Source organism: Acetobacter garciniae, assembly GCF_017377735.1.
GTDB lineage: Bacteria > Pseudomonadota > Alphaproteobacteria > Acetobacterales > Acetobacteraceae > Acetobacter > Acetobacter garciniae.
Window position 1 is genome coordinate 41,200 of sequence record NZ_JAFVMH010000007.1, and the last position, 23,846, is coordinate 65,045.

A 23,846-nucleotide genomic window follows, 5' to 3' on the forward strand; every position below is an offset into this window, starting at 1 on the left:
ACCTGCTCTCCTTAAAACTTGCGCGGCGTCGCAACGCCGTAACGGGTGGCAAGGGCCGATGCGCGCGCAGCAGCGGCACTGTCGGCGGCAACCCCACCCTGCGGGCCGGAACCGCTGGCCGCACCGCACAGCGCGCTGGTCCCCTGCGCCAAAGCCAGCGCCTTGAGCCCGGGCAGGTTCACGCCCTGCGTGTCCACCCCGCGTTCCTGCAGGGCGTAGCGCAGAATGTCCTCCGCACTGTCCATGCCCAGCACCTCCCCCACCAGCGGGCGGGCCAGGGCCAGGGCTTCAGCCAGTTGAGTGGTGCGTTCCCGTTCGGCCCGCAGGGCGGCATCCACAGCGACACGCACCGCACTGTCGCCCGCCAGTTCGGGGCGCTCCGTCTCCTGCCCCGCATTCGCAGGAGCCGACGAGCCTTTCGCCTGCGTGCGAGCCTGTGCGCCGGTTCGTGCGTGGCCCTGTTCATCCGTATCCCGGCTCGTGCCGGCATGCGGGCTGTCCGCACTTTCGGCACAACCCTGCGTGCCCTCGCCTTTGGGGTCGAACCTGTCCAGGCAGGCGCGCAGATCCGCCACGGGTGCAGTCAGGCTCAACCGGCCCGAAGCGATGGCCGTGCCCAGCAGGGCGAAAGCCTGCCCGGCCGTCCGGGCAGCCCCTTTGCCTATGGCGGGGTCTGTGGCAGCGGCGCGCGCTGCCGGTGGAGAAACATCCATTGCGTTTTCCTTTGGTTTTTCATCGGCCACCAGCACATCCGGCCCGGCGCGCCCGGCGCGGACCAAAGCGACATGGTTGCCACGAATCTGGGTCATGCGGCCGTCATAGGGCTGGCCGTCATGCTCACCCGGTTCCATGACCGGCACGTAGCGATACGCGCAGGACAGTTCGCGCTGCGCGCCGGAACGAATGCCCTCGATGGCGTTCGCGTTCCAGATCGTCAGCGCATTGGTCAGGTAAGGGGGCGCGAACGCCGCCGCCGTACCGGTCGCCCCCACCACCAGATCCGGCCGGGGGGCATGGGCCGTGACATGGGCGTGTTCGGCCAGAACCGGCAGGGCGTTGAAACTGTCAGCGGCTTTTGCAAGTTCCGCCGGGTCGCGCAACAGGCGATAGGGCCTGTCGGGGTCAAGCCCCAGTTCCGCAAAGCCGGGAATTTCACGCCCGTAATAGCTGTTGACCGCCGCCTTGCTGATCGGTGTTCGCGCAACATGCAGGCGCCCGTCCTCATCCGTCAGCCGCACCGAACCCGCACGGTCCAGCGCGAGGCTGAAAACCTGTTCCACCATTGACTATCCTTTTTTGGTTGTCCTTTGCCCGGCGGCATTGTTTCGCACCGGGCAGGCTTACCCGGCATGGCGCGCGGATGCTTTTGCGCGACTGTAAAAAAGCCGGACCTTGAGACGGGCTGCGACATCACCGGAACGTCTGTGGCAATGGGTGCTGCACAAAAAACGCCGCCCTTGTGAAGAAAGGCGGCGCTCAAAGCTTTTTGCGTCGATACGGTATTTTGAAACGTGTTGCAGATACCAGTTCGGACGTGATCCGATCGGCCCATTACGACCCGACCACACAGGAACATCCGAATACACACCGCAGAGCGGCTACAGCACATCCATTGTTCTTGTTTTGTGCCTTATGCTGCGCGCAGTGTCAAGCGGTGAATGTGCAGAACATGCGAAAAAATGGTTTTGAAATATTAACGCTATTATATGCACTATTCCGAATACCGGACGGCATTATGTCCGAGAGGGTAAGCGTGTCAGACGATCCTGTTCCCAGATTTAACCAGGCGATTATACTAAGAGACAGTGTATAAACAATCTTTGAAAACGTCGCAGAAGGTCACAACAATTTAGACACATAATTCTGGCACGCCCAGATTTTGTAATGCCACAAGTATAGGTGTTGGGCACGGCAAATCCCTCCCCTATTTCGCTCACCGGGCAGATGCAGTCCGACTGAAGGGCTCACCCCTGAAATACCCCAAAAATAGGGAAAAAGTTTTTGGTGAAGCTTTTTTCAAAAAGCTTCTGGAAACGCCACTTTTTGGAAAACATGCATCCTCGCTTTTTCTACGCCACGGCACCACCACCTTCGGGGGACGCACCCAGGTCGAGCGTGCGGTACAGGCTGGACGCATCCGCTGCCTCCCGCGCGCGGGCTTCCTGCGCGGTGATCTTGCCCGCGCGGATATTGGCGTCATCGGTGTCTGCCTTCTGGCGTTCCATGGCTACAGTTTCCTGTTCGGACATCTGCCAGAGCGGCACGAACTCGAAATCCAGCGTGCTGTCCACACTGCCCCACAGGTTCAACTGCACCAGTGTCAGGATCGCGCGCAGCACCGGGGCGATATGGGCCTGCTGGAAAGCCGCGATTTCGTCGTAGAAAACACGGATTTCCCCATCCGATGAGGCATTGAGCCCCTGCGGCTGGATACCGAACAGCTTGACCAGCGGAATACCCGGCACGGAGGCCATGAATTCCTGCGCCTGGGCCTGCAAATCCGCCAGGCCCGAGAGCGGGGCTGCATTGATCGCGAAATCTTCGGTCTCGCGGTCCAGCACGAAGGTGCCGTTATTGCTCTGCCACGCCGTCATGGCCGCAAGGCGGGCGGTAATGCCCTGGGCGTCCAGTTCCGGCGGGCCGCCGGTGTCGCTCATGGTGCCTGCCATGTCGGTGCGCAGCACGCGGGTGGCGTAATTGCTGATCATGTCCGAAACGGACTGGCGTGTGCGCAGGAAGTTGTGCACATACGCTTCCAGCATCTGCGGTAGGGCCAGACCGCCAAAGTTGTAGGCGGGCTTGAGCAGGTCCGGGACTTCGTACGGCACCATGTTCAGCAGGCGCGTGGCATGCACCAGCGTGCCCTGCACCCACCAGTCGGCCGGGCGATAATAATCCTCCGCCAGCGGGTTGGTGGCGTTGTAGCTGTTGGGCGTGGTCCAGACCGGGTCGATCAGGCTCAACCGTTCAAGCTGGCCGCGCCCGATCCCGTGGCTGGTCAGGCGCAGCGGCAGGGCCTGTGCGGATGGGGCACCAGCCGCGCCTTTCAGCCCGATCCAGACATGGCCCATGCCATAACCCAGCGCATGAACCGCCAGCCTGCGCACCAGATCGCGCACGTTCAGGCGCACGAATTCCGTCTCGATCGCGTGCAGGCGGGCGGCGGTTTGCGCCGGTGGAGCCAGGCCGGGGCGCGTTTGGGCGCAGCGCAAGCGGATCCACTGCCGCGTGGCTTCCCGCGCGATGATTTCAACAGGCTTGCGAAATTCCGCCCGCAGCATCATGGCCGCCAGATTGGGATAGCCGCGAAAAGGCAGCCCGTCAGCCAGCACGCCACTGCCCAGGCTGAACTGGGCGGCGGCAAAACGGGCCGCAGCGCCATCCGCGCCACTATCGGCCGCACTACCATCGGCCGCCAGGGCCGGTGCCGCGGGGGAATGCGGGGCAGATGCCGCAACACTGCCGCGCACCCCTTCGGGCGGGCGATACGGCGCAAACAGCGCACCTGCACCCCCCTGTTGTAGGGGTGCAAAACCCTGCCCTGCCCCGGCAACAGCCCGGCCCAGCCGCGCGAATAGGCCGCGTCGCACCACACGGTCCGAACCGACAGGGGGGCGAGCGCCGGTGCGGGCACCAGCCGGGCGCGAACCACCGTCATCACCCGGAGCGTGGGCATCGGCATGGCCGGCCTGCGCGCCGCCTGGCACACAGGGGGGAAACGGCGCGCGCGGTTCCACCCGCATGGGCTGGCTGTGTGGCTGGCCGCCTGATTGGCCAAAGCGCGCACGCCCATGCAGGCGGCGTAATCCGTTACCGAGAAAACCTTTTATCATACCGGCCCTGTTCCTGAAATCTGGCGCACGCCTTCCGCCGTGAAGCGGGGCAGGCCACGCCGGTTGTGAATAAGGCCGTCCAGCGCGTAGCGCAGGGCGTCCATCCAGTGGTTGTGGGCATCCTCCACCACGGGCAGGATGTCATCCGTATGCGGGTCCACCTTGTAGGCGTATTGCCGGAATTCCGCCGCCACGCGCACACAGCGCGGATGCACCACAATGCGTTCGAATGTCTTGAGCCTGGCTATGCCATCTTCCACACTACCGGGCCATTTGCGGGCCGCCGTGATTTTGAACCCGTAATGCCGGGCCAGAAAGCGGATGGTTTCGGGCCGCGCGCCGTCCGCTTTCCACGGCCATTGGCGCGCACCCGGCACGGTATCCAGCACGGCGGGAATACGGTCCAGTTCAATACCCGTGCCACCTGCCTCATAATCGATATGCAGCACGCCACCGCGTATCCAGCAGCGCAGGGCCGCCAGCGGGTCCCTGGCAAAACCCCAGTCCACGCCGTAATAGGGGCGGATATCCGCAGGTGTTTCAAAAGGGCTGACCTGCACATGGCCTGCAAACACCAGCGCGTCTGAACATGTGCGGTAAGCGCCTTCCCAGATATGGTCGTATTCCTCAGGCCGGGTGCGGGCGTCGGCCTGGCGTTCGGCTTCCAGCGTGCCGGTGGAAAACCATGGATTATCCGCCCAGTTGGCGCGCACGGCTACAAGATCGGCCCTGTCCGAACCGGGGCCGCGAAAGAAGGCATCCACCGGGTCCTGTGCGAAAGTCGGGTTCCAGCTTGCCCATATTTCCGACCCCGCCTTGCGCAAGGTGGGGCGCAGCAACCGCCAGCTATGGGCGGAAAGGGACTGTGCTTCCTCCACCCACGCACGGTCGAACCCTTCAAGCGACTTGATGCTGTCGGCCGTATGCGCCTGCATGCCCTGAAAAATGATGACCCCATCGCCCGGTGTGCGAATGATACGGTCCTGGATATCGAAAAATCCTTGCAGGTTGTGCTGGCTGATCTTGTCGATAATCAACTGGCGCGACGAACGTTCCATGGATTTCTGTACCTCGCGGATACATACGGTGCGGTGTCCCGGCAAGCGCAGATGTTCCTCCACCACGCATTCGCCAAAAAAATGCGACTTGCCCGATCCGCGGCCGCCATAGGCCCCCTTGTAACGGCACGGGCCGAGCAGGGGCGCGAACACGCGCGCGGTCGGCATGTCCAGCACACCGCCGCGCCGCCCATCGGGTTTTGGTTTTTTCACGATATATCCTGCTCGGGATCAACAATAATGCGGCGGATCACGCCCGGTGGGGCCGCACGGGTCGCGGGGGCCTGTGTGTCTGCCCCAGTCCGTTCGCCGTAGCGTGCGGGGGCACGTTTGGACATCAGCCATTTCAGCGTATCGATCCGCAGGCGCAGGGCTGCGGTGTCATCCCCCCTGACGGTTTCAAGCTCCTTGAGCAGACGGTCCTCGAACGCTTCTGCCGCCAGCATGCGCGCGCGGGCGTAAGCCGTGGCCGCCCCGCCGCTGCGGCGCACATGCTGGCGCAGCACCGGCCAGGCGGGCATGCCCGGGTGGTGGGCAATGTCGCGCAGGCTCAGCCCTTCTTCCGTCAGGCTCAGCACGCGGCGCCATTGTTCGGCCGACACGACCGCATGCTTGCCGTCAGGACCGTCTGTTTTCTCCACCATGCCCCACCTGCAAGACAGTAACGCCATCCCGCCCATGCAGGACGACCCCCCCCATGACCGCACCATCTGCAACCCCACCCGACGGGCCGCCTGCCCCCTGCGTGCCGCCACGGCGCATGAGCCGGTCCGTGCTGCGCGTCTTCAGCGGCCCGGACCAGCGCCCGCCAGCCCACCCGCCGGGCTGTTCAACGCTCTGCCCTGCGGCCCGTATGCCAGCCGGTGCACGCGGCGTGCTGCGGGTGGGCGATGCCACGCATCCCACACCGCGCCCCCGGCTGCCCGCCTGTTCGCTTGCGGCGAGGGTGTTTTCGCGCGTCAACATGGCCTGGATGCGCCGCATGGTAGCGGCCGGCATATGCCCCACCACCGCCCCCGTGCCACGATGCGGACGCGCCACACAGCGCACGCGCTGGTCCGGGGCCAGACCGGCCTGGGCACTTTCCACCATGGAAAGGGGAATATCCGCCCGGTGTCGTGTATTTTCCGAACCCGGCACCAGAAAGCACAGCACGCATGCGTCATGCCGGACGGCAACGCAAACGGCATCGTACCGGCGCAGACGCACGATGTCCGCACAGTTGATCTGATTTATCATGATTTTTTCCGAAAACAGGTGGCCCGGCACGCATGGGGGCCTGGGCGGGAACCGGCCATAAAAAAAGCCGCCCGAGGGCGGCTGAGCGGCGCAGAAATTCCAATGTAAGAAAACCTATACCCAAGCTGCGCGCAGCCCGCAAGATATTTTTTGCACGTTCAGGATAAATCTTTTTCTGCACGTCTGTTTTTTACAGTTCCCTGACCGTTGCACGGGGCTTCCGGCGTGGCTGGCCCGGCCGTTTTTTCGCCCCTGCCGGCATAAAAGGCTTCAAGCTGTTCCAGCACCATCGCGCATTGGGCGGAGGCTTTAAGCCGCGCGCGGGCTTCGGACAGATGGGGGAAAAGCACGCGCCCGATCTGCACGAAGGACAGTTCCTGCACCAGCATCAGCCGCAGGCGTATTTCCGTGCAGGCGCCAAGGGCCGCGCGCACGCAGCCAAGGCGGGCTGCGGCCCGGCCCCGGGTCAACTGCCAGGACACCGCATCGTGCCGGGTGGTGGTGTCCGCCACATGGCCGGGGGCAAATTCGATCACGTCTTCATACGCAAAAGCCCAGTCCCTGTACCAGCGTTCCGCCGCATTGGCCGCATCCTGCCCGATATCGCGGGCACCCAGCAGGGCCTGCACCGTGTTCAGAACCCGAAACGGCACAGGCTGGCACGCCGCCGAAAGTCCGGCACGGTGGGTGGCACCGCCCGATGCATCCCCCCCACCCGTATCGGGCCGGTCCGTGGCGGCAGGATCGCCCGTGGTGAAGGTGGAATGGGCCAGCCGTTCCGGCGTCGGGGCATTGGGGGAAATATTATGTCTCATACGGGGTATATCTCTTTTCTATCAGAATTGTGCGGGCTGCCGGGTAGTGTGGCGTTCGGCTTGTGCAAGCATCAGCCGCAGGCAGGCCGCCATGCCGTAAAGCGGCGCGCAACGGGCATGCAGGAAAGCCCTGACCTCCGCCGCCGATGGAAAAAACCTGAACTGGCACAAGGCGTCATGCATGACGGCACCTGTCCAGACCATGGCAGGCAGGTCTGCGCAGACCACAGCCAGCGCCTGGCACCGCAGGTCCAGCCCGACACCGGGTAGCGGATTTGCGACGCCCGCATTCAGGATTTCGGCAAAGTCGCGCAGGCTGGCCTGCAAGAGTGCCGGGTCCAGCGGGGCAAGGGCCTGTTCGATGCGGGGCAGCAGGCTTCTCGCTTCCACCAGCAGGGCCGCGGGCGGGGGAAAGCCGCCGGGGCGATACGTTGCCAGATACCGCGCAAGCATCGGCCCCGGTTGCGGCAGCCCGGCAGACGGGCCGGTTGCCTCGGCGCGAACCGGATGTGCCGTGGCTTGCCCGCCGCCCTGCCCCGGCAGGGAACCGCTCGAAGTCCGCGCCCCGTGCCGCATTTTTTTTGGAAACATGCCGGTCATGGCTGGCTGTTCCGCAGGCGTTGGGCCAGCCGCCGGGCCTGTTCCTCCAGCGGGTGAGGGGCCCTGGCAACGCGAGCGGCACGGGGCACCCCGGCGGTTCCGGCCAGGGCCGCGCTGCCTTGCGCGCCGCTAACTGGGGCACCACCGTCCTGTGCCCCACAGCCCGTAGCCCCGCCGCCCGGTGCGCCATGCCCTGCCCCGTTGCCCCGCGCCGCATGGGCCAGTCCCGCACGACCCGGGTCCGCCTGTGCTGTGTGTTCACGGCGGCACCAGTTGCGCCATGTGGCTGTCCAGTCCGCCTTGCAGCCTTTTGCGCCGGGCACGCCCAGCCAGTAATCCACGAACCGTTCGGCCATGCTGGCGGCATTCAGCCCCAGTGCATTGGCAAAATCGATGTGTACGGCATCAGGTTGCCAGTCAGCTTGCAGGCGCGTGCCGCGCCCTTTTACGGCCCCGCGCGCAGCATCCCCGCGTGGCGGGTTGGCGGATAATGGCGCACCCGCCCGAGCAGATGCGCTGTTTTCGCCTGCGGGCAGGATCATGTGCCGTTTCTCGCCCTCTCCTGTACTCTTTCCTGTTCTCTCCCTTTTACTCTCACTTGTACTTTCACTTGTACTCTCCCTTGCATGGGACGGTGCATATGCCGCGGCATCCGCCCCCGCGTCGGGGCCGATCCCGGGCGGGGTGCTGTCGCGGTGCCAGCGGCGGGCCGCGCGCGCACGCTGCGCCAGGCGGCCTTTCCAGGCATGGGCCGCCTTTTCGGCCAGAACCGGGTGGTAGAGCCTGCCATCCGCACAGGCGACCCACCCATGCAAAGCCATTGCACGCACGGCCGCCCAGTCCGCCCCGGCACCGGACAGATGCGCCAGAACCCGGTCGTGATCGGGCAGGCTGGCGGCGGGCACCTGCTGCCAGGCCTTGCACCACAACGCCACGGCGGATTTGAACTCGGCCCCCGTGCTCAGGGCGAACAGGTCACTGTCGAGCAGGCGCACCGTGTCCAACGGCATGAAGGGCAGGCCCCGCAGGTCGCAATCCGCCGGGGTCAGCGGTGGCACCGCCGATACCCCAGCCAGCACGCGCAAGGGCGATGCAGACGACGGTGCCCGCGCCGACGACGGCCCATCATCGGGGGGTGGGAGAGGGAACGCGCCGGGGTCGTGCGGGCGGGGCGCGGGTGGCATTTGCTGGGCGGTGGCCCGCATGGGGCCGGGGCAGTGGGACGGGTCGGGCAGGTCTGTCATGGCGGCACGAACACTTTGTGCTGGTTTCATGCACAAAGTGTGCTAGTATTCCACACAACGTGCAAGCGTTTTTTCCGCACTGACATGTATGATCTTTTCGCACATAGTAGGCGCATGACCGGACCACGTATTACAGACAGGCTGAAAGCCTTGCGCGAACGCGCGGGCTACACCATTCGCGATTTCGCGCGCGCCGTGGGCTATGGGGAGAAATTCTCGTCCTACCGCACGTATGAGACCACGTACAAGAAAGAGGTGCTGCCCCTTGGCATGGTCAAGGCGATGGTCCCGGTCCTGAGCGGGCGCGGCACCCCCCCCATTACCGCCAACGAGGTCTGGAACCTTGCCGGTGTGAGTGCGGGCGAATCCGGCCTGACCGCCGCCGCCAGACGCCCCGCCCCCAGCCGCGAGGGCGAACCCCACACCACCCATACCGCAGTCGATACAGGGGTGCGCGACACTGCCGGGGCCGCCACCGGGAACAGGACCGGCCACGCGGATCCGGGGCAGGCCGCGCCCGCAGTGCTGCCCAGCCAGGTGGCGATTCCGGAATACGATGTCATTACCTCTGCCGGGCCGGGCATGGTGCCCGTGCTCTGCGCCCCGGAAGACGGGCTGCGCCCGGTCGAACACTGGAACCTGCCGCGCAGCTATATTGCCTCCTTCACCGAAACACCGGATTCGCTGGCCATTGTCCGGGTCGCGGGCGACAGTATGGAACCCGACTACCAGGCGGGGGATCGCGTGCTGGTGGATACCGCCCACCACAGCCCATCCCCCCCCGGCGTATATGTCCTGTGGGACGGGTTCGGCCTTGTGCTCAAGCGCCTGGAGCTGCTGCCCGGCACGGAACACCCGAGGCTGGTGCGGATCATGAGCATCAACCCCGCCTATTCCACCTATGAACTCACCCTGGATGAAATCAGCATCAACGGTCGTGTTGTGGGCAAATGGACGTGGAAATAACCGCGATAGAGCCGCACAACCGTACCCAGCCTGTGCGGCAAGGCAGAATTCGCACAAGACTGTACGCTTTTTCCGCTTGACTTTTTGTGCGGTATTTACGCACAATCAGCCCATTCAAGAGGTGAAGGAGCGGAAATGACCACCAGCCCGGATCGGGATTGCGACACAGCCCCTTCCCCCTACCGGGTCGCACTGGGTGATGGATTATTCGACACCACGGACCTGCCACGCCCCATGGCGTGCGAGGTAGACCGTTACGAACGCGCCATTCTGGGGTTGGAAACCGCACGCCAGGCGCTGGCCTGGCCCCTGTTCACGGATTTTGCACTGGCCGACATACAGGCCGGTTTCTGTGCAGAAGGCATTGGCGAACTGGTCCAGGCGGTGCGCGACCTGCACACAGCACAGCCTATGGCACAGAACCGGATATCAGGCGTGCTTTAAATGATGTTTACCAACTGGCCAGACGGAAGGGACACATGTCGCACGCGCCGGGCCGCGTTTTCCGCACCGCAGAGCGTTCAGTGATCGTCCGTCGCACGGTCTATGGCGCGGCCTGCTTTTTCAGCCTCGCCCTTGGGCGGGTCGAACGTATCCTGCACTTTTTCACCGAATGTCCGCTTATGGGGTTTGCAGGCAACAACGCCCAGACCAACAACAGACAGGACGAGAACAATGGCAAGCAATCGGCGCATGAGACTTCTCCTTGATTTCTCTTCTTTTTTCCAGCGCCTGGGGAGGGAAAAGGTTGCATGCCGGCCAGCCGGTGCACACCCGCATACCCTGGGCGCACGCGGGAACAGCCCCGGCACAAGACGCCACGGGGCCAGTGCCAAAGAGAAAACGGAGGTATTTCGCTAAGGGTAGCAAGAAGGCGGCGCCAGATGAATTTTCCAGCCATACGGGAGAGGGCTGACTTCTGCCGCTTTTCAGAAGAAGTGGTGAGCCGGGAGGGACTCGAACCCTCGACCATTCGATTAAAAGTCGAATGCTCTACCGACTGAGCTACCGGCTCACGCTAGAAGCCCGCAGTGTATAAACATGCTGCGGGATGGGGGTGTTCCTAAACGGATAGGCCACCCCCTGTCAAGCGCGTGGAGGGTTTTTCAACACCACGGCCCATACCCGCCCATGTCAGCCCCGCCTGTGGGTGGCAGAGCAAGGATCGCTGAAGCGCGCTCCCCCTCCAGCGTTGCGGGCGGGGCTGGTGTTTTATGCGGTGGCGGTCGCCGGACGCATGCTGGTGATCCGGTCGGGATCTTTCACAACGCCCGAACCACCCGCGCCGCGCTTGATCTTGTCGACATTTTCCATGCCTTCGATCACTTCGCCCACGATGGTGTACTGCCCGTCCAGATGTGGGGAAGGTTCGAACATGATGAAGAACTGGCTGTTGGCGCTATTGGGATCAGCCGTGCGGGCCATGCCGATGGTGCCGCGTTCGAACTTGGCCTTGGTGGTGAATTCGGCCGGCAGGTCAGGCAGGTCGGACCCGCTCATGCCCGTGCCCGTCGGGTCGCCGCCCTGGGCCATGAAGCCGGAAATCACGCGGTGGAACGGCACGTTGTCGTAAAACCCGTCTGCCGCCAGGGTGCGGATACGCTCGGCGGCCTTGGGGGCCAGGTCGGGGCGCAGGCGAATGACCACGCGCCCTGCCGGAACATCCATGTAAATCAGGTCTTCTGTTTTTGTGTCAGCCACAGGTTTTCTCCTTCATGTGTGCTGTTATACGCATAACGCCCCGCGCGGTGCCCCGTAAGGCGGTTTTTCGGGCCACAGGACCCTGCCCACGGCATAAGTCCGCCCACCGCCCGGACAGGGGGCTTGGGCCGGGGGTCACAGGGTGGGGGTCGCCCCCTGCCGCGCGGCCAGGCGGGCGAGCAGGCGCTCCCTGGTCGCGGGGGTGACGAGTTCTGAAATATCGCCCCCATAGCTGGCAATTTCCTTGACCAGGCTGGAGGAAATGAACTGCGTGCGTTCCGATGCCATGAGAAACACCGTCTCGATCCCGCTATCGAGCTTGCGGTTCATGCTGCTCATCTGAATTTCGTAGTCGAAATCGGACAGGGCGCGCAGGCCGCGGATGATCAGCGCCGCACCGTTGGCGCGCACGGCTTCGACCAGCAGGGAATGGAACGCCACCACCACGATCTCCGCCCCCGTGCGCGAACGGATGGCGGGCAGCGCGTCTTCCACGCAGGCAATGCGTTCTTCCACCGGCATAAGCGGGTTCTTGCGCGGGTTGCGGGCCACGCCGATCACCAGCCTGTCCACAAGCCGCGCCCCGCGCTCGATCACGTCCAGATGCCCGGTGGTGACCGGGTCGAACGTGCCCGCGTAAAACCCAACGCGCCGGACGGGCGCGGCAGGGGGGGCTGTCATGTCCCCGCCCCTTCATCGCCCATGCCGGTACTGCCCGCATCGGTACTACCCGCATCGGCAATGCCCGCCGCACCGTCAGCCGAACCGGGGGCTGCGTCATCCGCCTCGGCCCCGGCTTCGTCCTCCCCATCATCCATGACCGGGAACACGCTGGTAATGCGTTCGCTCTCGTTCAGGCGCAGCACGGTCACGCCGCTGGCCTGGCGGGACATGATGCGCACCTGGTCCACCGGCACGCGGATCAGGCGGCCCGCATCTGTCACCAGCATGACATCCGTGCCCGCCAGCACCGGCAGGGTGGCGGCCACTTCCGACCCGCGCTTGGAAGCCGAGAAGGTCATGTTGGTAATGCCCTGCCCGCCGCGCCCGCTGACACGGTAGTCATAGGCGGAAGAGCGGCGACCGAACCCGCCATCGCTCACCACCAGCAGGATTTCCTCCGCCGCTTCAAGCTGGGCGAAGCGTTCGGGGGTCAGGGCTTCCGCCCCCGTGGCGGTGTCTTCCTCATCCGTGTCGGGGGTGACGGGGGTTTCGACCTCGTCCTCGCCATCGGCGGCGTTTTCGGCGCGGCGGCGGGCATTGGCCATGCGCAGATAGGCCGCGCGTTCTTCCACCGTGGCTTCGACATGGTTCAGCACGGCCAGGCTGATCACCCGGTCGCCTTCGGCCAGGCGCATGCCCCGCACGCCCGAAGACCCGCGCCCGGCGAACACCCGCAGCGTGTCATCGGTAATCTGGAAGCGGATGCAGCGCGCCCCGCGCGTGGCCAGGAACACATCCTGCCCTTCGCGGCAGGTGGCCACCCCGATCAGGCTGTCGCCCTCGTCCAGCTTCATGGCGATCATGCCGGAGGAGCGGATATTGCGGAAATCGCTCAGCCGGTTGCGGCGCACATGCCCGCTGGCCGTGGCAAAGACCAGGTGCAGGCTTTCCCACAGTTCTTCATCCTGCGGCAGGGGCAGCACGGCGGTAATGGTGTCGCCCCCCAGGTCGGGCAGCAGGTTGACCAGCGCGCGGCCCTTGGCGGCGGGCCCTGCTTCGGGCAGCCGCCAGACCTTTTCGCGGTAGACCTTGCCGCCGGATGAGAAGAACATCACCCACTGGTGCGTATGCGCGTTGAACGACCGCACCACGATATCATCCCCGCGCGTGCCCGCCCCCGTGCGGCCACGGCCGCCACGGTTCTGCGCGCGGAACACATCCAGCGGGGTGCGCTTGATAAAGCCGTCGCGCGTGATGGTCACGACCATCTGCCCGGGTTCGATCAGGCTTTCATCATCCTGGTCGCCATCGTATTCGGCAATGTCGGTCATGCGCGGCGTGGCCAGTTCGGCCCGCGCGCGGGACAGTTCCTCGCACAGCACTTCCATGCGGCGGGGGCGGCTGACGATGATTTCGAGCAGTTCGTTGATACGGGTCGCCACTTCGGACAGTTCCTGCGTGATCTTGTCACGCTCCAGCCCTGTCAGGCGTTGCAGCCGCAGTTCCAGAATGCCGCGGGCCTGCGCTTCGGTCAGGCGCACGCGGCCATCCGTCACCACATTGCCTTCGTCATGGATCAGGGCCAGCAGGGGTTCGACCTCGGCCGCGTCCCATGTGGCGGCCATCAGCGCTTCACGCGCATGGGCGGCGTCGGGGGCGGCGCGGATCAGGGCGATCACGGCGTCGATATTGGCCACGGCAATGACCAGCCCAACCAGGATATGGCCCCGGTCGCGCGCCTTGTTCAGTTCGAAGCGCGAACGGCGCAGGATCACTTCCTCACGGAAGGCGACAAACGCCTCCAGCACGTCCTTCAGCCCCATCAGGCGCGGCTTGCCGCCATCCAGGGCCAGCATGTTCACACCGAAGGAGGTCTGCAACTGCGTGAAGCGGTAAAGCTGGTTCAACACCACCTCGGGCGTTGCGTCACGCTTGATCTCGATCACCACGCGCATGCCCGAGCGGTCGGATTCGTCGCGGATGTCGGAAATGCCTTCCACCTGCTTGGAGCGCACCAGATCGGCAATGCGTTCCTGCAAGGTGGCCTTGTTCACCTGATAGGGAATTTCCGTGACCACAATGGCCTTACGGTCGCGGCGGATATCCTCGATCTCGGCCTTCGCACGGATAATGACCGAACCGCGCCCGGTGGCGAAGGCGCTGCGAATGCCCGAACGCCCCAGAATGGTGCCGCCGGTGGGGAAATCCGGCCCCGGCACGATTTCCATCAGGTCATCGAGCGTCATGTCCGGGTTGGCGATCAGGGCCAGGGTCGCGTCTATCACCTCACCGGGGTTGTGGGTGGGGATATTGGTGGCCATGCCCACGGCAATGCCGGTCGCGCCATTGATCAGCAGGTTGGGGAAGGCGGCGGGCAGAACGGTGGGTTCGTTCTCGCTTTCGTCGTAATTGGGCTGGAAATCCACCGTGTCGCGGTCGATATCGTCCAGCAGGAAGGTCGAAGCCTTGGCCAGCCGCGCTTCGGTATAACGCATGGCGGCGGGGCTATCCCCATCGACGGAGCCGAAATTGCCCTGCCCGTCTATCAGCTTCACGCGCATGGACCAGGACTGCGCCATGCGCACCATGGCCTCGTAGATCGAACTGTCGCCATGGGGGTGGTATTTACCCATGACCTCACCCACCGCGCGGGCCGACTTGCGGTACGCCTTGTCGTGGGTGAACCCGCTTTCATGCATGGCGTAGAGAATACGCCGGTGCACGGGTTTAAGGCCGTCGCGTACATCGGGCAACGCGCGCGCGACAATGACCGACATCGCATAGGCGAGATAGGAGGAACGCATTTCCTCCTCAATGGTCACGGGCAGCAGGTCTGAGGGCGCCGGGGCTCCGGTCTGGTCAGAAATCTCGGTCAAGGCTCATCCGTTCCATCAAGCGGCGCGCGCACCGGGCACGCCATATCCATAAGCGCGCGCCGGTTGCCACGGTGCGCCCCCGACATCTAGCACACAAAGCCGCCGCGACCTAGCACCCCGGGGCCACACAGGCCGCGCGGCCCGCACAGCCGCGGCCGACGGTGCGGCAGTATTGCTGCCTGACATTGCGCGCATGATTTGAAACAAAACGGGCGCACTGACTATATGCGGCATATATGCGGGTGGGCACGGGGGCAGCTTTAGCGTCGGCGCATGCGTTGCCAGCGGTCCAGCACGCGCAGGGCCGGGGTGACGGTAATCCCGTGCAGGACGATGGAGATCAGCACGATCCAGCCGATCACGCTCCATAGCCGGGCGGGGTCGGTAAAGCTGGCCTGGTCGAGTGCGAAGGCCAGGTAGTAGATCGAGCCCATGCCCCGGATGCCGAAAAAGGAGATCACCAGTTTTTCCCACCATGGCAGGGGCGCACCCCACAGGCTGAGCATGCCCGCAACGGGCCGCACCACCAGCAGGGTGAGAACCGCGAAAAGCACCACCCGCCAGTCCGTCGCCCCCAGCAGGCCGCCATAGGCGATCATGCCGCCGAAGGCGATCAGCAGCAGCATCATCAGCAGGCGTTCGACTTCCTCGGCAAAGGCGTGCAGGCGGCGGTGGTAGCTGTCATCGCGGCTGGCGTGGCGCAGGCCAAGGGCTGCGATGAACACCGCCAGGAAGCCGTAGCCATCCACAAGCTGTGTCAGCCCGTAGGCCAGGCAGGTCGCCCCAAGGGCCACGAACCCGTCCCCCGTGCGTGACAGCTTGGCCCGGCTGGGCAGGTGGAAGGTCAGGTAGCCCAGCACCCGCCCGATCAGGTAGCCCATGGCCACGCCTGCAAACAGTTTCCACACCACGTCATGCGTCAGCCACGGGCCAAGGTCGCCCATGCTGTAATCCACCCCCGCCAGCACGATGGCCAGGTTCACGAAGGGAAAGGCCAGGCTGTCATTCAGCCCGGCTTCGGATGTCAGGGCAAAACGGGCTTCATCCTCCAGCCCTTCGCCCGGGGCCCCCACCTGCACGTCTGCGGCCAGCACGGGGTCGGTGGGGGCCAGGCTGGAACCGATCAGCAGCGCCGCCGCCGCCCCCAGCCCCAGCAGCCGATGGGCGAGAATGGCCAGCAGCACGATGGTCAGCGGCATGGCAATGCCCAGCAGCCGCCATGTCAGCATCCAGCGCCGTACCCCCAGCAGCCGGTCTATCTTCAGCCCCGCCCCCATGAGCGAGACGATCACCACCAGTTCGCTCAGCCGTTCGGTGGTGTGGGGATAGGCCAGCGGATGCACGGCCAGCGGGCGCAGGTCGGGCAGGCCCATCAGTGCGGCACCCGCCCCCACACAGACAATGGGCAGGGAAAGCGGCATCCGGCGCAGGACCATGGGCAGCCAGGCGGTGAGCAGGATAATGACGCCAAGCCCGGTCAGGACCTCCAGATACAAGGCGTTGGACGGGTGCATGACGCTTCCTTTGCCGCCTGGGCGCGCGACAGAAAGACCGCACGCAGCACAGCACCAACGCATGAACCGCTACCCCGTCCCCCGCTTATGCCGCACGCCCGCACGATCCCGTCCGGCACCGTGCGCGCCGGGGCGTCCCGACAGCATGGTGCGCAGAGAGTGTTTTAAAAGGCTGGAAGGTCGATATGGAAAGGTTGTCGGGCGCCACCTTTTTTAAAAAGGTGGCATTCCCCGAAGCTTTTTGAAAAAAGCTTCACCAAAGACTTCTGTGCTGATTTCTCAGCCGGTGGTTTTGAAACCGTCTCTTAGCGGCCGGTGCAGATGCGTTCCACCAGTTGGCCGACACTGGGCACGAAGCCGTTGGAATAGAACGGATCTGTGGCGAAACGCCAGGCATTGGTACCGCCGAACATCAGGTTGTTGTCCATGACCTTGTCCTGGTCGGGGCCCGATGCATGGGCCACGTCCTGCAAGGTTTTCTGGATACAGAAGGAACGCGGGTCCGCCTTGTGGCCGTTGGAATAGCTGGGGCCGCGCTGGCTCCAGTTGGAAAAACGGCATTCCGACAGGCAGCCCATGCAATCCGCCTGGTCGGCCAGGATTTCGCGCGCCCGGTCGGGGGTGACGAAAATCAGCGTGGAATCGGGGGTGCGCATGGCTTCGGTAAAGCCCTGGGCTTCCCAGTTATGGGCATGTTCCAGATCCTCGGCCGCCAGAAACACCTCGCGCTTGCGCGCGCCCACGCCGTAGGGCACCACATGCGTGCCCACCGGCTCGGCCGAGAACGCGACCTGGCGTTCCGAACGGGCCTGCAATTCGCGCAGGAAGCTGTTGTTGACGGCGGAAGAATAAAACCCCGTGGGCGAAAAGCGGTTGAGATACACATCGCCCTGCTTGAGCGTGCGCAGGCGCTGTTTCCATGCCTCGGGAATGGGGCTTTCGGTCGTCAGCAGCGGGCGGGTGCCGAACTGGAAGGCGATCGGCCCCAGTTCGGGGTTGTCGATCCAGTCTTCCCATTCCTCCAGCCACCATACGCCGCCAGCCATGATGATGGGGGTGTCATGCAGGCCGAAGCCGCGCATGGTCTGGCGCAGGGCCAGCACGCGGGGATAGGGATCTTCCGGCCCAAGGGGGTTTTCGGTGTTGGACAGGCCGTTATGCCCGCCCGCCCGCCAGGGGTCTTCGTACACCACGCCGCCCAGCAGGTCCGCCGCCTTGTTGTAGGACCGCTTCCACAACGCGTTGAACGCCCGCGCGGAAGACACGATCGGATAGTAATGCACGCCGTACTGGGTGGCGATATCGGCCAGTCGGTAGGGCATGCCCGCCCCACAGGTCAGGCCATGGATCAGGCCCTTGGCCCCTTCCAGCACGCCGATGATGACGCGTTCGGCCGAACCCATTTCCCACAGGATGTTGGCATGGATACGGCCCTTGCCGCCCGCCATTTCATGGGCGATGCGCACCTGCGCAATGCCGCCCGCAATGGCGTAGTTCACCAGTTCTTCATGCCGTTCGCGGCGCGTGCGGCCATGATAGATCTGCGGCACCACGTTGCCTTGGGCGTCATAGCTGTCGGCATTGACGATGGACACCGTGCCGGCACCCCCTGCCGCGGCCCAGGCCCCGGCCGAAGCCCCGGTGGATACGGAAACGCCCTTGCCGCCTTCGACCAGCGGCAGAATATCCGCACCACCCATGCGCAGCGTGTTGATCGCCTTCATAACTGTCCTATCGTCCCTGCCGCAGCCTGTAACCTGACCAAAATCCACATGTGGTGCGCAAAAGCCACCCGCCAAGCCACCCCGCACCTGGCAGCAAGTTCAAATGCCGGTGCAAGCAGGTAGCCCGCAAGCCTGTCCGCCCGGCCCGCATGGGCGTGACAGGTCCGTGCGGACCTGCCCGCCTGCGCGCGCTGGGTGGGCCCTATGCCTTATTCGGCATCGCGGCGGGGGCCGCGCGCGGGCTTTTCGCCTACGGTTTCCGTAATATCGGCACCCGTGGCCTGGTCTACAACCCGCATGGACAATTTGACCTTGCCACGATCGTCGAAGCCGATGACCTTGACCTTCACCAGGTCGCCGTCCTTCACCACGTCGGTGGTGCGGCCAACCCGGCCCTGTGCCAGTTCGGAAATGTGAACCAGCCCGTCACGCGCACCAAGGAAGTTCACGAACGCGCCGAAATCGGCCGTCTTGACCACCTTGCCGTCGTAGATATGGCCCAGTTCGGGCTCGGCCACGATGCCGTTGATCCGCTCCAGCGCCTTCTTGGCCTGTTCGTCGGACATGGCGGCAATGGTGATGGTGCCGTCATCGCCGATATCCACCTTCGCGCCCGAATATTCCACGATCTCGCGGATGACCTTGCCACCCGAGCCGATGACATCGCGAATTTTCTCGCGCGGCACCTTCATGGTGGTGATGCGCGGCGCGGTGGAGGACACGCCGGTGCGGTTTTCGGTCAGCGCGCCCGCCATCTCGTTCAGGATGTGCATGCGGCCGTCACGCGCCTGGCCCAGGGCGATCTTCATGATCTCGGGCGTGATGGAGGTGATCTTGATGTCCATCTGCAGCGCGGTCACGCCGGCTTCGGTCCCCGCAACCTTGAAGTCCATGTCGCCCAGGTGATCTTCATCGCCCAGGATGTCGGACAGCACGGCAAACTTGTCCCCTTCCTTGATCAGGCCCATGGCAATGCCCGCCACAGGACGCTTGAGCGGCACACCCGCATCCATCAGGGCCAGAGATCCGCCACACACCGTGGCCATGGAGGAGGAACCGTTGCTTTCCGTGATCTCGGAAACCACGCGCACCGTGTAGGGGAATTCCTTGCGGTCGGGCATGAGCGGGTGGATGGCGCGCCAGGCCAGCTTGCCATGCCCGATTTCACGCCGGCCGGGGGAGCCCACGCGGCCGCATTCGCCCACCGAATAGGGGGGGAAGTTGTAGTGCAGCATGAAGTTGGTGCGGTATTCGCCTTCAAGCGCGTCGATCACCTGCTCGTCCTGGCCGGTGCCCAGCGTGGTCACGACCAGGGCCTGGGTTTCCCCACGGGTGAACAGGGCGGAGCCATGCACGCGCGGCAGCACGCCCACTTCGGGCACGATGGGGCGCACGGTCACCAGGTCGCGCCCGTCGATCCGCTTGGACGTTTTCAGCACCGCCGTACGCACGACTTCGGCTTCCAGGTCCTTGATCATGGGCTTGGCGGCTTCGACATCCAGCTCGGCCTCGACCAGGCGTTCGACAATGGCGTCGCGCGCGGCCTTGAGCTTTTCGTAGCGGGCCTGCTTCTGCTTTTCCTTGTAGGCGTCGGCAATCAGCTTGCGGCCCAGCTTGTCCACCTGCTTGCGCAGGGCGATCTGTTCCTTGCTTTCGCTCGGCAGGTCCCACGGTTCCTTGGCGGCATGTTCGGCCAGGGCGATAATGGCGTCCAGCACGGGCTGGAAGGCGGCATGACCGAAGGTCACGGCCTCGAGCATCACATCCTCGGACAGTTCGGACGCTTCGGATTCAACCATCAGCACGCCTTCGGCCGTGCCGGCCACCACCAGGTCCAGGTCCGAGTCCTTGGTCTGCTCGATGGTGGGGTTCAGGATGAACGCACCGTCCTTGAAGCCGACGCGGGCCGCACCCACGGGGCCGAAGAAGGGAATGCCCGACAGGGTCAGCGCCGCCGAACAGCCGATCAGCGCGGGGATGGAGGGATCGTTTTCCATATCGTGCGTCAGCACGGTGGCGATCACCTGCACCTCGTTACGGAACCCTTCGGGGAAGAGCGGGCGGATGGGGCGGTCGATCAGGCGCGAAACCAGGGTTTCGTTTTCAGACGGACGGCCTTCACGCTTGAAGAAGCCACCGGGGATCTTGCCCGCGGCATAGGCTTTTTCCTGGTAGTTGACGGTCAGCGGAAAGAAATCCTGCCCCGGCTTGACGCTGCGCGCACCCACGGCCGTACATAGCACCACGGTTTCACCATAGGTGACCATGACCGCGCCATCGGCCTGGCGGGCGACCTTGCCGGTCTCGAGAATGAGCGGGCGTCCGGCCCATTCGATTTCTTTACGGAAATAATTGAACATTCTGTTATCAGCCTCTGCTGTCAAAACACATCATCAGGGCCACAGAAAGCAACGGGGGCAGAACCCGGGGGCGGACAGCGCCTCGGACGGCATGGAGACTGGCGGCAACACCGCCCAGGCGCCATGTGGTCGGAAACGCCGTGGCCGGACCGGGGCACGACGTGCCCGCATGCCTGACCTGTGGCGATCGGTCTTATATAGGGACAATCCACGCGCCTGACCAGCAGCGCGACCCCGGCGGGCGACGGGCCGGGGGTTCGCACCCCACCCGCTGCCAGCAAGAAACCCCGCCCGGCCCGCGCGTTCATGGCGGGGCCGGGCGGGGGCGCGGGCTGATTAGCGACGCAGGCCCAGGCGGCCGATCAGCGTTTCGTAGCGGGTCTGGCTTTTACCACGCAGGTAATCCAGCAGGCTGCGACGACGCCCGACCAGGATGAGCAGGCCACGACGGGAATGGAAATCCTTGGCGTGGGTTTTCAGGTGCTCGGTCAGGTTGTTGATCCGTTCGGTCAGGATCGCGACCTGGACTTCGGGCGAGCCCGTGTCGGTTTCGTTGGTCTTGTATTCACCAATCAGCGCCGTGCGGCGTTCAGCGGCAATCGACATCACATGTCTCCATCAAAAAATGGTGCTGTCAGAGAATCCGCACCGGTTTCAGCCACCCGTCTTCCAGGCGGCCTATGCCCAGCACGCGCTCCCCTTCCATGACACGGACGGTCCCGGCCTCATCCGTCTGGGGGATACGCCCCATCAGACCGACAAGCCCGAGCGACTGCCCGTGGCGCAGAAGGACCGCTTCATCCTCGTTCAGGGCCAGCGCCGGGATGTCGGCCAGCGCGGTCTCGACCGGAGACAAAAGGTCCGGGGAAGCAGGGGCCTTGTCGTCGTTTGGAGCGAGTTTGTCCAGCATAATCGCATCCGCCTCGGTAAATGGCCCCACGCGCAGGCGGCGCAGCACGGCAATGTGCCCCAGCGTGCCCGCGGCAAGGGCCACATCCCGCGCCAGTGCGCGCATATACACGCCCTTGCCGGATTCCACCTCGAACACCGCCGTATCGGCATCGGGGCGGTCGATCAGTTCGAACCGGTCCACCCGGGCGGGGCGGGGCGGCAGTTCGGGCGGGCGGCCGTCGCGCGCCATGTCATAGGCCCGCTCGCCCGCCACTTTCAGCGCCGAATACACAGGGGGCACCTGCATGATGTTGCCGGTCAAGGCGGGCAGGGCGGCACGAAGCTGCTCGTCCGTCGGGCGGGCATCCGTGGTGGCGGTGACGGCGCCATCGGCATCGTCACTGTCGCGGGCTTCGCCCATGCGCAGGGTGAAGCGGTACACCTTGGTGCCGTCCATGACATAAGGTACGGTCTTGGTGGCCGTGCCGAAGGCCAGCGGCAGAAGCCCCGTGGCCAGCGGGTCCAGCGTGCCGCCATGCCCCACCTTCTGCGCGTCGAAAACGCGCTTGGCGAACCCCACCACCTGGGTGGATGTCATGCCCGTGGGCTTGTCTATGATAAGCCAGCCATTCAATGGCCGGCCGCGTCTGCGTCGCATGCGCTCTCCCGTTCCCCGTGCTTCCTGCCCCGTGCCTCTTGCACCGTGTCCCGTGCCAGGCATCGGCACGCCTGTCCGGCCCTGTCCTGTATTCATTGACCTGCGGCGGCAAAGGCGTTGCATCTAGCCGAGCGCACGCCCGCCCGCAATGCCGCACGGCACCGAAAACACCCTCTTACACCGTACCCGCGCGCGCCCTGGCGTTTCATTGCCCTGCCCGTCCTGGTCCGATCACCATGGCGTCAACCCGCCGCAGGCAGGCGCATTTTCCCCGCACCATAGGCCGCCTGGCCCGCAGGGCTGGGCTGCCAAAATGGCCTGCCTGCACCGCCGGGCCGCGAATCTCCGCACTTTTTGGCCGGTTGGGCGGGGCCATGCGCGCGCGCAATAACGCAACGCTCGGGTCTAGCCAGCGCCACACCCATGCCTTAGTGTTACGGTTACGCCATGAACAGCCCCCTTGCCTTTCCGGCCCGCAGGCCGTCCTACCCCCTTGTCGCCGGTGCTGCTGCCCCCCGCGCGCCCCGCCTTGCGCGCGACATGCGGCGCACTACGCCCCGGGGCCCCCACCATGCCGGCTGAAGCCCCAGCATGGTCCGTGCAGCCCGGCGCCCAGGGGCCAAGCCTGGTGCTGAGCGGAAGCTGGACCGTGCGCGGCGGGGGCATGACCCCTTTCGGGGCCGACGCATTGGGGAACGAACAGGGCCACGGCCACGCGCTGCGGGTTGACGCAGCCGGGCTGAAAGACTGGGATTCAGCACTGATCTCCTTCCTGTGGGGGGCCAAGCAGGCGGCGGCCCATGCGGGGCTGGACTTCGACGGCACGGCCCTGCCCGCCCCGGCCCAGCGCCTGCTGGCCCTGCTGCCGCCCAACCCCGCCCAGAGCGCGCACCCCGAACGCCACCACCCCAATATTCTCGAACGCACGGGTGAAGCCACGCTGGTCGGGCTGGAAGAAACCGGCATTCTCAGCGAAATGGCGCTGCAAAGCACGCGTGGCGCGCTGCTGGCCCTGCGGGGCAGGGGCTTCATGCGCCCCAAGGATTTGCTGAGCGACATCTGGAATGCCGGGCCCAGCGCGCTGCTGATCGTGGGCGTGGTGAATTTCCTGCTCGGCGCCATTCTGGCCTTTGTAGGGCTGATCGAATTGCGCCGTTTCGCGGCCGAAATCTACGTGACCAACCTGGTGGGCATTGCCTGCGCGCGTGAAATTTCCGCCATCATGACCGCCATCATCATGGCCGGGCGCACGGGCGGGGCCTATGCCGCGCGCATATCCACCATGCTGGGGAACGAGGAACTGGACGCGCTCCAGGTGTTCGGCATTCCCATTTCCAGCTACATCCTGCTGCCCTCGGTGGTGTCGCTGTCGCTGATGATGCCCCTGCTTTACCTGTACGGCACGCTGATCGGCATTATCGGCGGGTTTGTCGTGGCCATGACCATGATGGACGTCTCGCCCATCGGGTACTGGATTTCCACCTTCGACGGGGTGGAACTCAAGGAATTCGTATTCGGGTTCATCAAGTCGTTCTTCTTCGCCAGCTTCATCGCCCTGGCGGCGTGCCGTGTCGGGCTCAAGGCCGGGCGCAGCGCGGCGGATGTGGGCATTGCCGCCACCCGCGCGGTGGTGATCGGCATCGTGGGCATTATCGCCATGGATGCGGTCTTTGCCGTGCTGGCCAACGCGCTGGGGATCTGATC

Annotated in this window: 21 protein-coding genes and 1 tRNA gene; 4 read left to right on the forward strand and 18 right to left on the reverse strand. The window is 64.9% G+C overall.

All coding sequences use genetic code 11. The features are described 5' to 3' along the window. Positions 1–11 precede the first annotated feature (11 nt). The 8 genes from J2D77_RS12935 to J2D77_RS12970 all read right to left on the reverse strand — a co-directional run bounded on the left by J2D77_RS12935 (position 12) and on the right by J2D77_RS12970 (position 8,789). Positions 12–1,283, reverse strand: a complete 1,272-nt coding sequence (locus tag J2D77_RS12935; protein WP_207846746.1) for a DUF2213 domain-containing protein — start codon at positions 1,281–1,283, stop codon at positions 12–14. 786 nt (positions 1,284–2,069) lie between these two features. Then, a complete protein-coding gene (locus J2D77_RS12940) occupies positions 2,070–3,833 on the reverse strand; it encodes a phage portal protein (RefSeq protein WP_207846747.1) in 1,764 nt (587 codons plus the stop codon). Next, a complete protein-coding gene (locus J2D77_RS12945; protein ID WP_207846748.1) occupies positions 3,830–5,104 on the reverse strand; it encodes a PBSX family phage terminase large subunit in 1,275 nt (424 codons plus the stop codon). The genes J2D77_RS12940 and J2D77_RS12945 overlap by 4 nt, the downstream gene beginning before the upstream one ends. Beyond that, positions 5,101–5,535 (reverse strand): terminase small subunit-like protein, encoded by a 435-nt coding sequence (locus J2D77_RS12950; protein WP_207846749.1) that lies wholly within the window; start codon positions 5,533–5,535, stop codon positions 5,101–5,103. The genes J2D77_RS12945 and J2D77_RS12950 overlap by 4 nt, the downstream gene beginning before the upstream one ends. Then, positions 5,510–6,130, reverse strand: a complete 621-nt coding sequence (locus tag J2D77_RS12955; RefSeq protein ID WP_207846750.1) for a hypothetical protein — start codon at positions 6,128–6,130, stop codon at positions 5,510–5,512. The genes J2D77_RS12950 and J2D77_RS12955 overlap by 26 nt, the downstream gene beginning before the upstream one ends. Before the next feature lie 158 nt (positions 6,131–6,288). Continuing rightward, positions 6,289–6,945, reverse strand: a complete 657-nt coding sequence (locus tag J2D77_RS12960) for a hypothetical protein (RefSeq protein ID WP_207846751.1) — start codon at positions 6,943–6,945, stop codon at positions 6,289–6,291. A gap of 21 nt (positions 6,946–6,966) precedes the next feature. Continuing rightward, positions 6,967–7,545: a hypothetical protein gene (locus J2D77_RS12965; RefSeq protein WP_207846752.1), complete on the reverse strand. Its 579-nt coding sequence runs from the start codon at positions 7,543–7,545 to the stop codon at positions 6,967–6,969. Continuing rightward, positions 7,542–8,789 carry a DUF1376 domain-containing protein gene (locus J2D77_RS12970; protein ID WP_207846753.1) on the reverse strand — a complete coding sequence of 416 codons (1,248 nt, stop codon included), beginning with the start codon at positions 8,787–8,789 and terminating at the stop codon, positions 7,542–7,544. Before J2D77_RS12970 ends, J2D77_RS12965 begins: the two co-directional genes overlap by 4 nt. A 114-nt stretch (positions 8,790–8,903) precedes the next feature. Between J2D77_RS12970 and J2D77_RS12975 the strand changes: the two genes are divergently transcribed. Continuing rightward, on the forward strand, positions 8,904–9,755 hold the full coding sequence (locus tag J2D77_RS12975; protein WP_230975794.1) for a S24 family peptidase: 852 nt from the start codon (positions 8,904–8,906) through the stop codon (positions 9,753–9,755). Between the two features lie 135 nt (positions 9,756–9,890). Beyond that, on the forward strand, positions 9,891–10,199 hold the full coding sequence (locus tag J2D77_RS12980) for a hypothetical protein (RefSeq protein ID WP_207846754.1): 309 nt from the start codon (positions 9,891–9,893) through the stop codon (positions 10,197–10,199). A gap of 77 nt (positions 10,200–10,276) precedes the next feature. On the opposite strand, the gene J2D77_RS12985 is transcribed toward J2D77_RS12980, so the two are convergent. The 10 genes from J2D77_RS12985 to truB all read right to left on the reverse strand — a co-directional run bounded on the left by J2D77_RS12985 (position 10,277) and on the right by truB (position 22,142). After that, positions 10,277–10,450 carry a hypothetical protein gene (locus J2D77_RS12985; RefSeq protein ID WP_207846755.1) on the reverse strand — a complete coding sequence of 58 codons (174 nt, stop codon included), beginning with the start codon at positions 10,448–10,450 and terminating at the stop codon, positions 10,277–10,279. Positions 10,451–10,694: 244 nt separating this feature from the next. Next, positions 10,695–10,770: transfer RNA gene (locus tag J2D77_RS12990), tRNA-Lys, on the reverse strand. Between the two features lie 197 nt (positions 10,771–10,967). Beyond that, complete coding sequence (locus J2D77_RS12995; protein WP_207846855.1) at positions 10,968–11,423, reverse strand: peptidylprolyl isomerase; 456 nt, start codon at positions 11,421–11,423, stop codon at positions 10,968–10,970. 168 nt (positions 11,424–11,591) lie between these two features. Continuing rightward, the gene (gene coaD / locus J2D77_RS13000) at positions 11,592–12,137 is read right to left on the reverse strand and encodes a pantetheine-phosphate adenylyltransferase (protein ID WP_207846756.1); all 546 of its coding nucleotides are present in this window, start codon (positions 12,135–12,137) and stop codon (positions 11,592–11,594) included. Beyond that, entirely contained in the window at positions 12,134–14,995 is a 2,862-nt protein-coding gene (gyrA, locus tag J2D77_RS13005; RefSeq protein WP_207846757.1) for a DNA gyrase subunit A, read from the reverse strand. The genes coaD and gyrA overlap by 4 nt, the downstream gene beginning before the upstream one ends. Before the next feature lie 260 nt (positions 14,996–15,255). Next, positions 15,256–16,509, reverse strand: a complete 1,254-nt coding sequence (locus tag J2D77_RS13010; RefSeq protein ID WP_207846758.1) for a cation:proton antiporter — start codon at positions 16,507–16,509, stop codon at positions 15,256–15,258. Positions 16,510–16,814: 305 nt separating this feature from the next. After that, positions 16,815–18,233 (reverse strand): NAD(P)H-dependent flavin oxidoreductase, encoded by a 1,419-nt coding sequence (locus J2D77_RS13015; protein WP_207846759.1) that lies wholly within the window; start codon positions 18,231–18,233, stop codon positions 16,815–16,817. A gap of 209 nt (positions 18,234–18,442) precedes the next feature. Continuing rightward, the gene (gene pnp, locus J2D77_RS13020) at positions 18,443–20,593 is read right to left on the reverse strand and encodes a polyribonucleotide nucleotidyltransferase (RefSeq protein ID WP_207846760.1); all 2,151 of its coding nucleotides are present in this window, start codon (positions 20,591–20,593) and stop codon (positions 18,443–18,445) included. 336 nt (positions 20,594–20,929) lie between these two features. Continuing rightward, a complete protein-coding gene (gene rpsO, locus J2D77_RS13025) occupies positions 20,930–21,199 on the reverse strand; it encodes a 30S ribosomal protein S15 (RefSeq protein ID WP_207846761.1) in 270 nt (89 codons plus the stop codon). Positions 21,200–21,227: 28 nt separating this feature from the next. Continuing rightward, positions 21,228–22,142, reverse strand: a complete 915-nt coding sequence (gene truB / locus J2D77_RS13030) for a tRNA pseudouridine(55) synthase TruB (RefSeq protein WP_207846762.1) — start codon at positions 22,140–22,142, stop codon at positions 21,228–21,230. Between the two features lie 447 nt (positions 22,143–22,589). On the opposite strand from truB, the gene J2D77_RS17460 reads away from it, so the two are divergent. Beyond that, positions 22,590–22,724, forward strand: a complete 135-nt coding sequence (locus tag J2D77_RS17460) for a hypothetical protein (protein WP_269142558.1) — start codon at positions 22,590–22,592, stop codon at positions 22,722–22,724. Continuing rightward, positions 22,714–23,844 carry an MlaE family ABC transporter permease gene (locus J2D77_RS13035; protein WP_207846763.1) on the forward strand — a complete coding sequence of 377 codons (1,131 nt, stop codon included), beginning with the start codon at positions 22,714–22,716 and terminating at the stop codon, positions 23,842–23,844. The genes J2D77_RS17460 and J2D77_RS13035 overlap by 11 nt, the downstream gene beginning before the upstream one ends. Positions 23,845–23,846: the final 2 nt, after the last annotated feature.

Excerpts from the sequence above, each read along its gene's own strand:
- coaD (WP_207846756.1), bottom strand. The coding sequence starts at position 12,137 with ATGACAGCCCCCCCTGCCGCGCCCGTCCGGCGCGTTGGGTTTTACGCG.
- rpsO (WP_207846761.1), bottom strand. The coding sequence starts at position 21,199 with ATGTCGATTGCCGCTGAACGCCGCACGGCGCTGATTGGTGAATACAAG.
- J2D77_RS12950 (WP_207846749.1), bottom strand. The coding sequence starts at position 5,535 with ATGGTGGAGAAAACAGACGGTCCTGACGGCAAGCATGCGGTCGTGTCG.
- J2D77_RS12935 (WP_207846746.1), bottom strand. The coding sequence starts at position 1,283 with ATGGTGGAACAGGTTTTCAGCCTCGCGCTGGACCGTGCGGGTTCGGTG.
- J2D77_RS12940 (WP_207846747.1), bottom strand. The coding sequence starts at position 3,833 with ATGATAAAAGGTTTTCTCGGTAACGGATTACGCCGCCTGCATGGGCGT.
- J2D77_RS17460 (WP_269142558.1), top strand. The coding sequence starts at position 22,590 with ATGAACAGCCCCCTTGCCTTTCCGGCCCGCAGGCCGTCCTACCCCCTT.
- J2D77_RS12970 (WP_207846753.1), bottom strand. The coding sequence starts at position 8,789 with ATGACAGACCTGCCCGACCCGTCCCACTGCCCCGGCCCCATGCGGGCC.
- J2D77_RS12965 (WP_207846752.1), bottom strand. The coding sequence starts at position 7,545 with ATGACCGGCATGTTTCCAAAAAAAATGCGGCACGGGGCGCGGACTTCG.
- J2D77_RS12960 (WP_207846751.1), bottom strand. The coding sequence starts at position 6,945 with ATGAGACATAATATTTCCCCCAATGCCCCGACGCCGGAACGGCTGGCC.
- pnp (WP_207846760.1), bottom strand. The coding sequence starts at position 20,593 with ATGTTCAATTATTTCCGTAAAGAAATCGAATGGGCCGGACGCCCGCTC.
- truB (WP_207846762.1), bottom strand. The coding sequence starts at position 22,142 with ATGCGACGCAGACGCGGCCGGCCATTGAATGGCTGGCTTATCATAGAC.
- J2D77_RS12995 (WP_207846855.1), bottom strand. The coding sequence starts at position 11,423 with ATGGATGTTCCGGCAGGGCGCGTGGTCATTCGCCTGCGCCCCGACCTG.
- J2D77_RS13010 (WP_207846758.1), bottom strand. The coding sequence starts at position 16,509 with ATGCACCCGTCCAACGCCTTGTATCTGGAGGTCCTGACCGGGCTTGGC.
- J2D77_RS12955 (WP_207846750.1), bottom strand. The coding sequence starts at position 6,130 with ATGATAAATCAGATCAACTGTGCGGACATCGTGCGTCTGCGCCGGTAC.
- J2D77_RS13035 (WP_207846763.1), top strand. The coding sequence starts at position 22,714 with ATGCCGGCTGAAGCCCCAGCATGGTCCGTGCAGCCCGGCGCCCAGGGG.
- J2D77_RS12985 (WP_207846755.1), bottom strand. The coding sequence starts at position 10,450 with ATGCGCCGATTGCTTGCCATTGTTCTCGTCCTGTCTGTTGTTGGTCTG.
- J2D77_RS12975 (WP_230975794.1), top strand. The coding sequence starts at position 8,904 with ATGACCGGACCACGTATTACAGACAGGCTGAAAGCCTTGCGCGAACGC.
- J2D77_RS13015 (WP_207846759.1), bottom strand. The coding sequence starts at position 18,233 with ATGAAGGCGATCAACACGCTGCGCATGGGTGGTGCGGATATTCTGCCG.
- J2D77_RS12980 (WP_207846754.1), top strand. The coding sequence starts at position 9,891 with ATGACCACCAGCCCGGATCGGGATTGCGACACAGCCCCTTCCCCCTAC.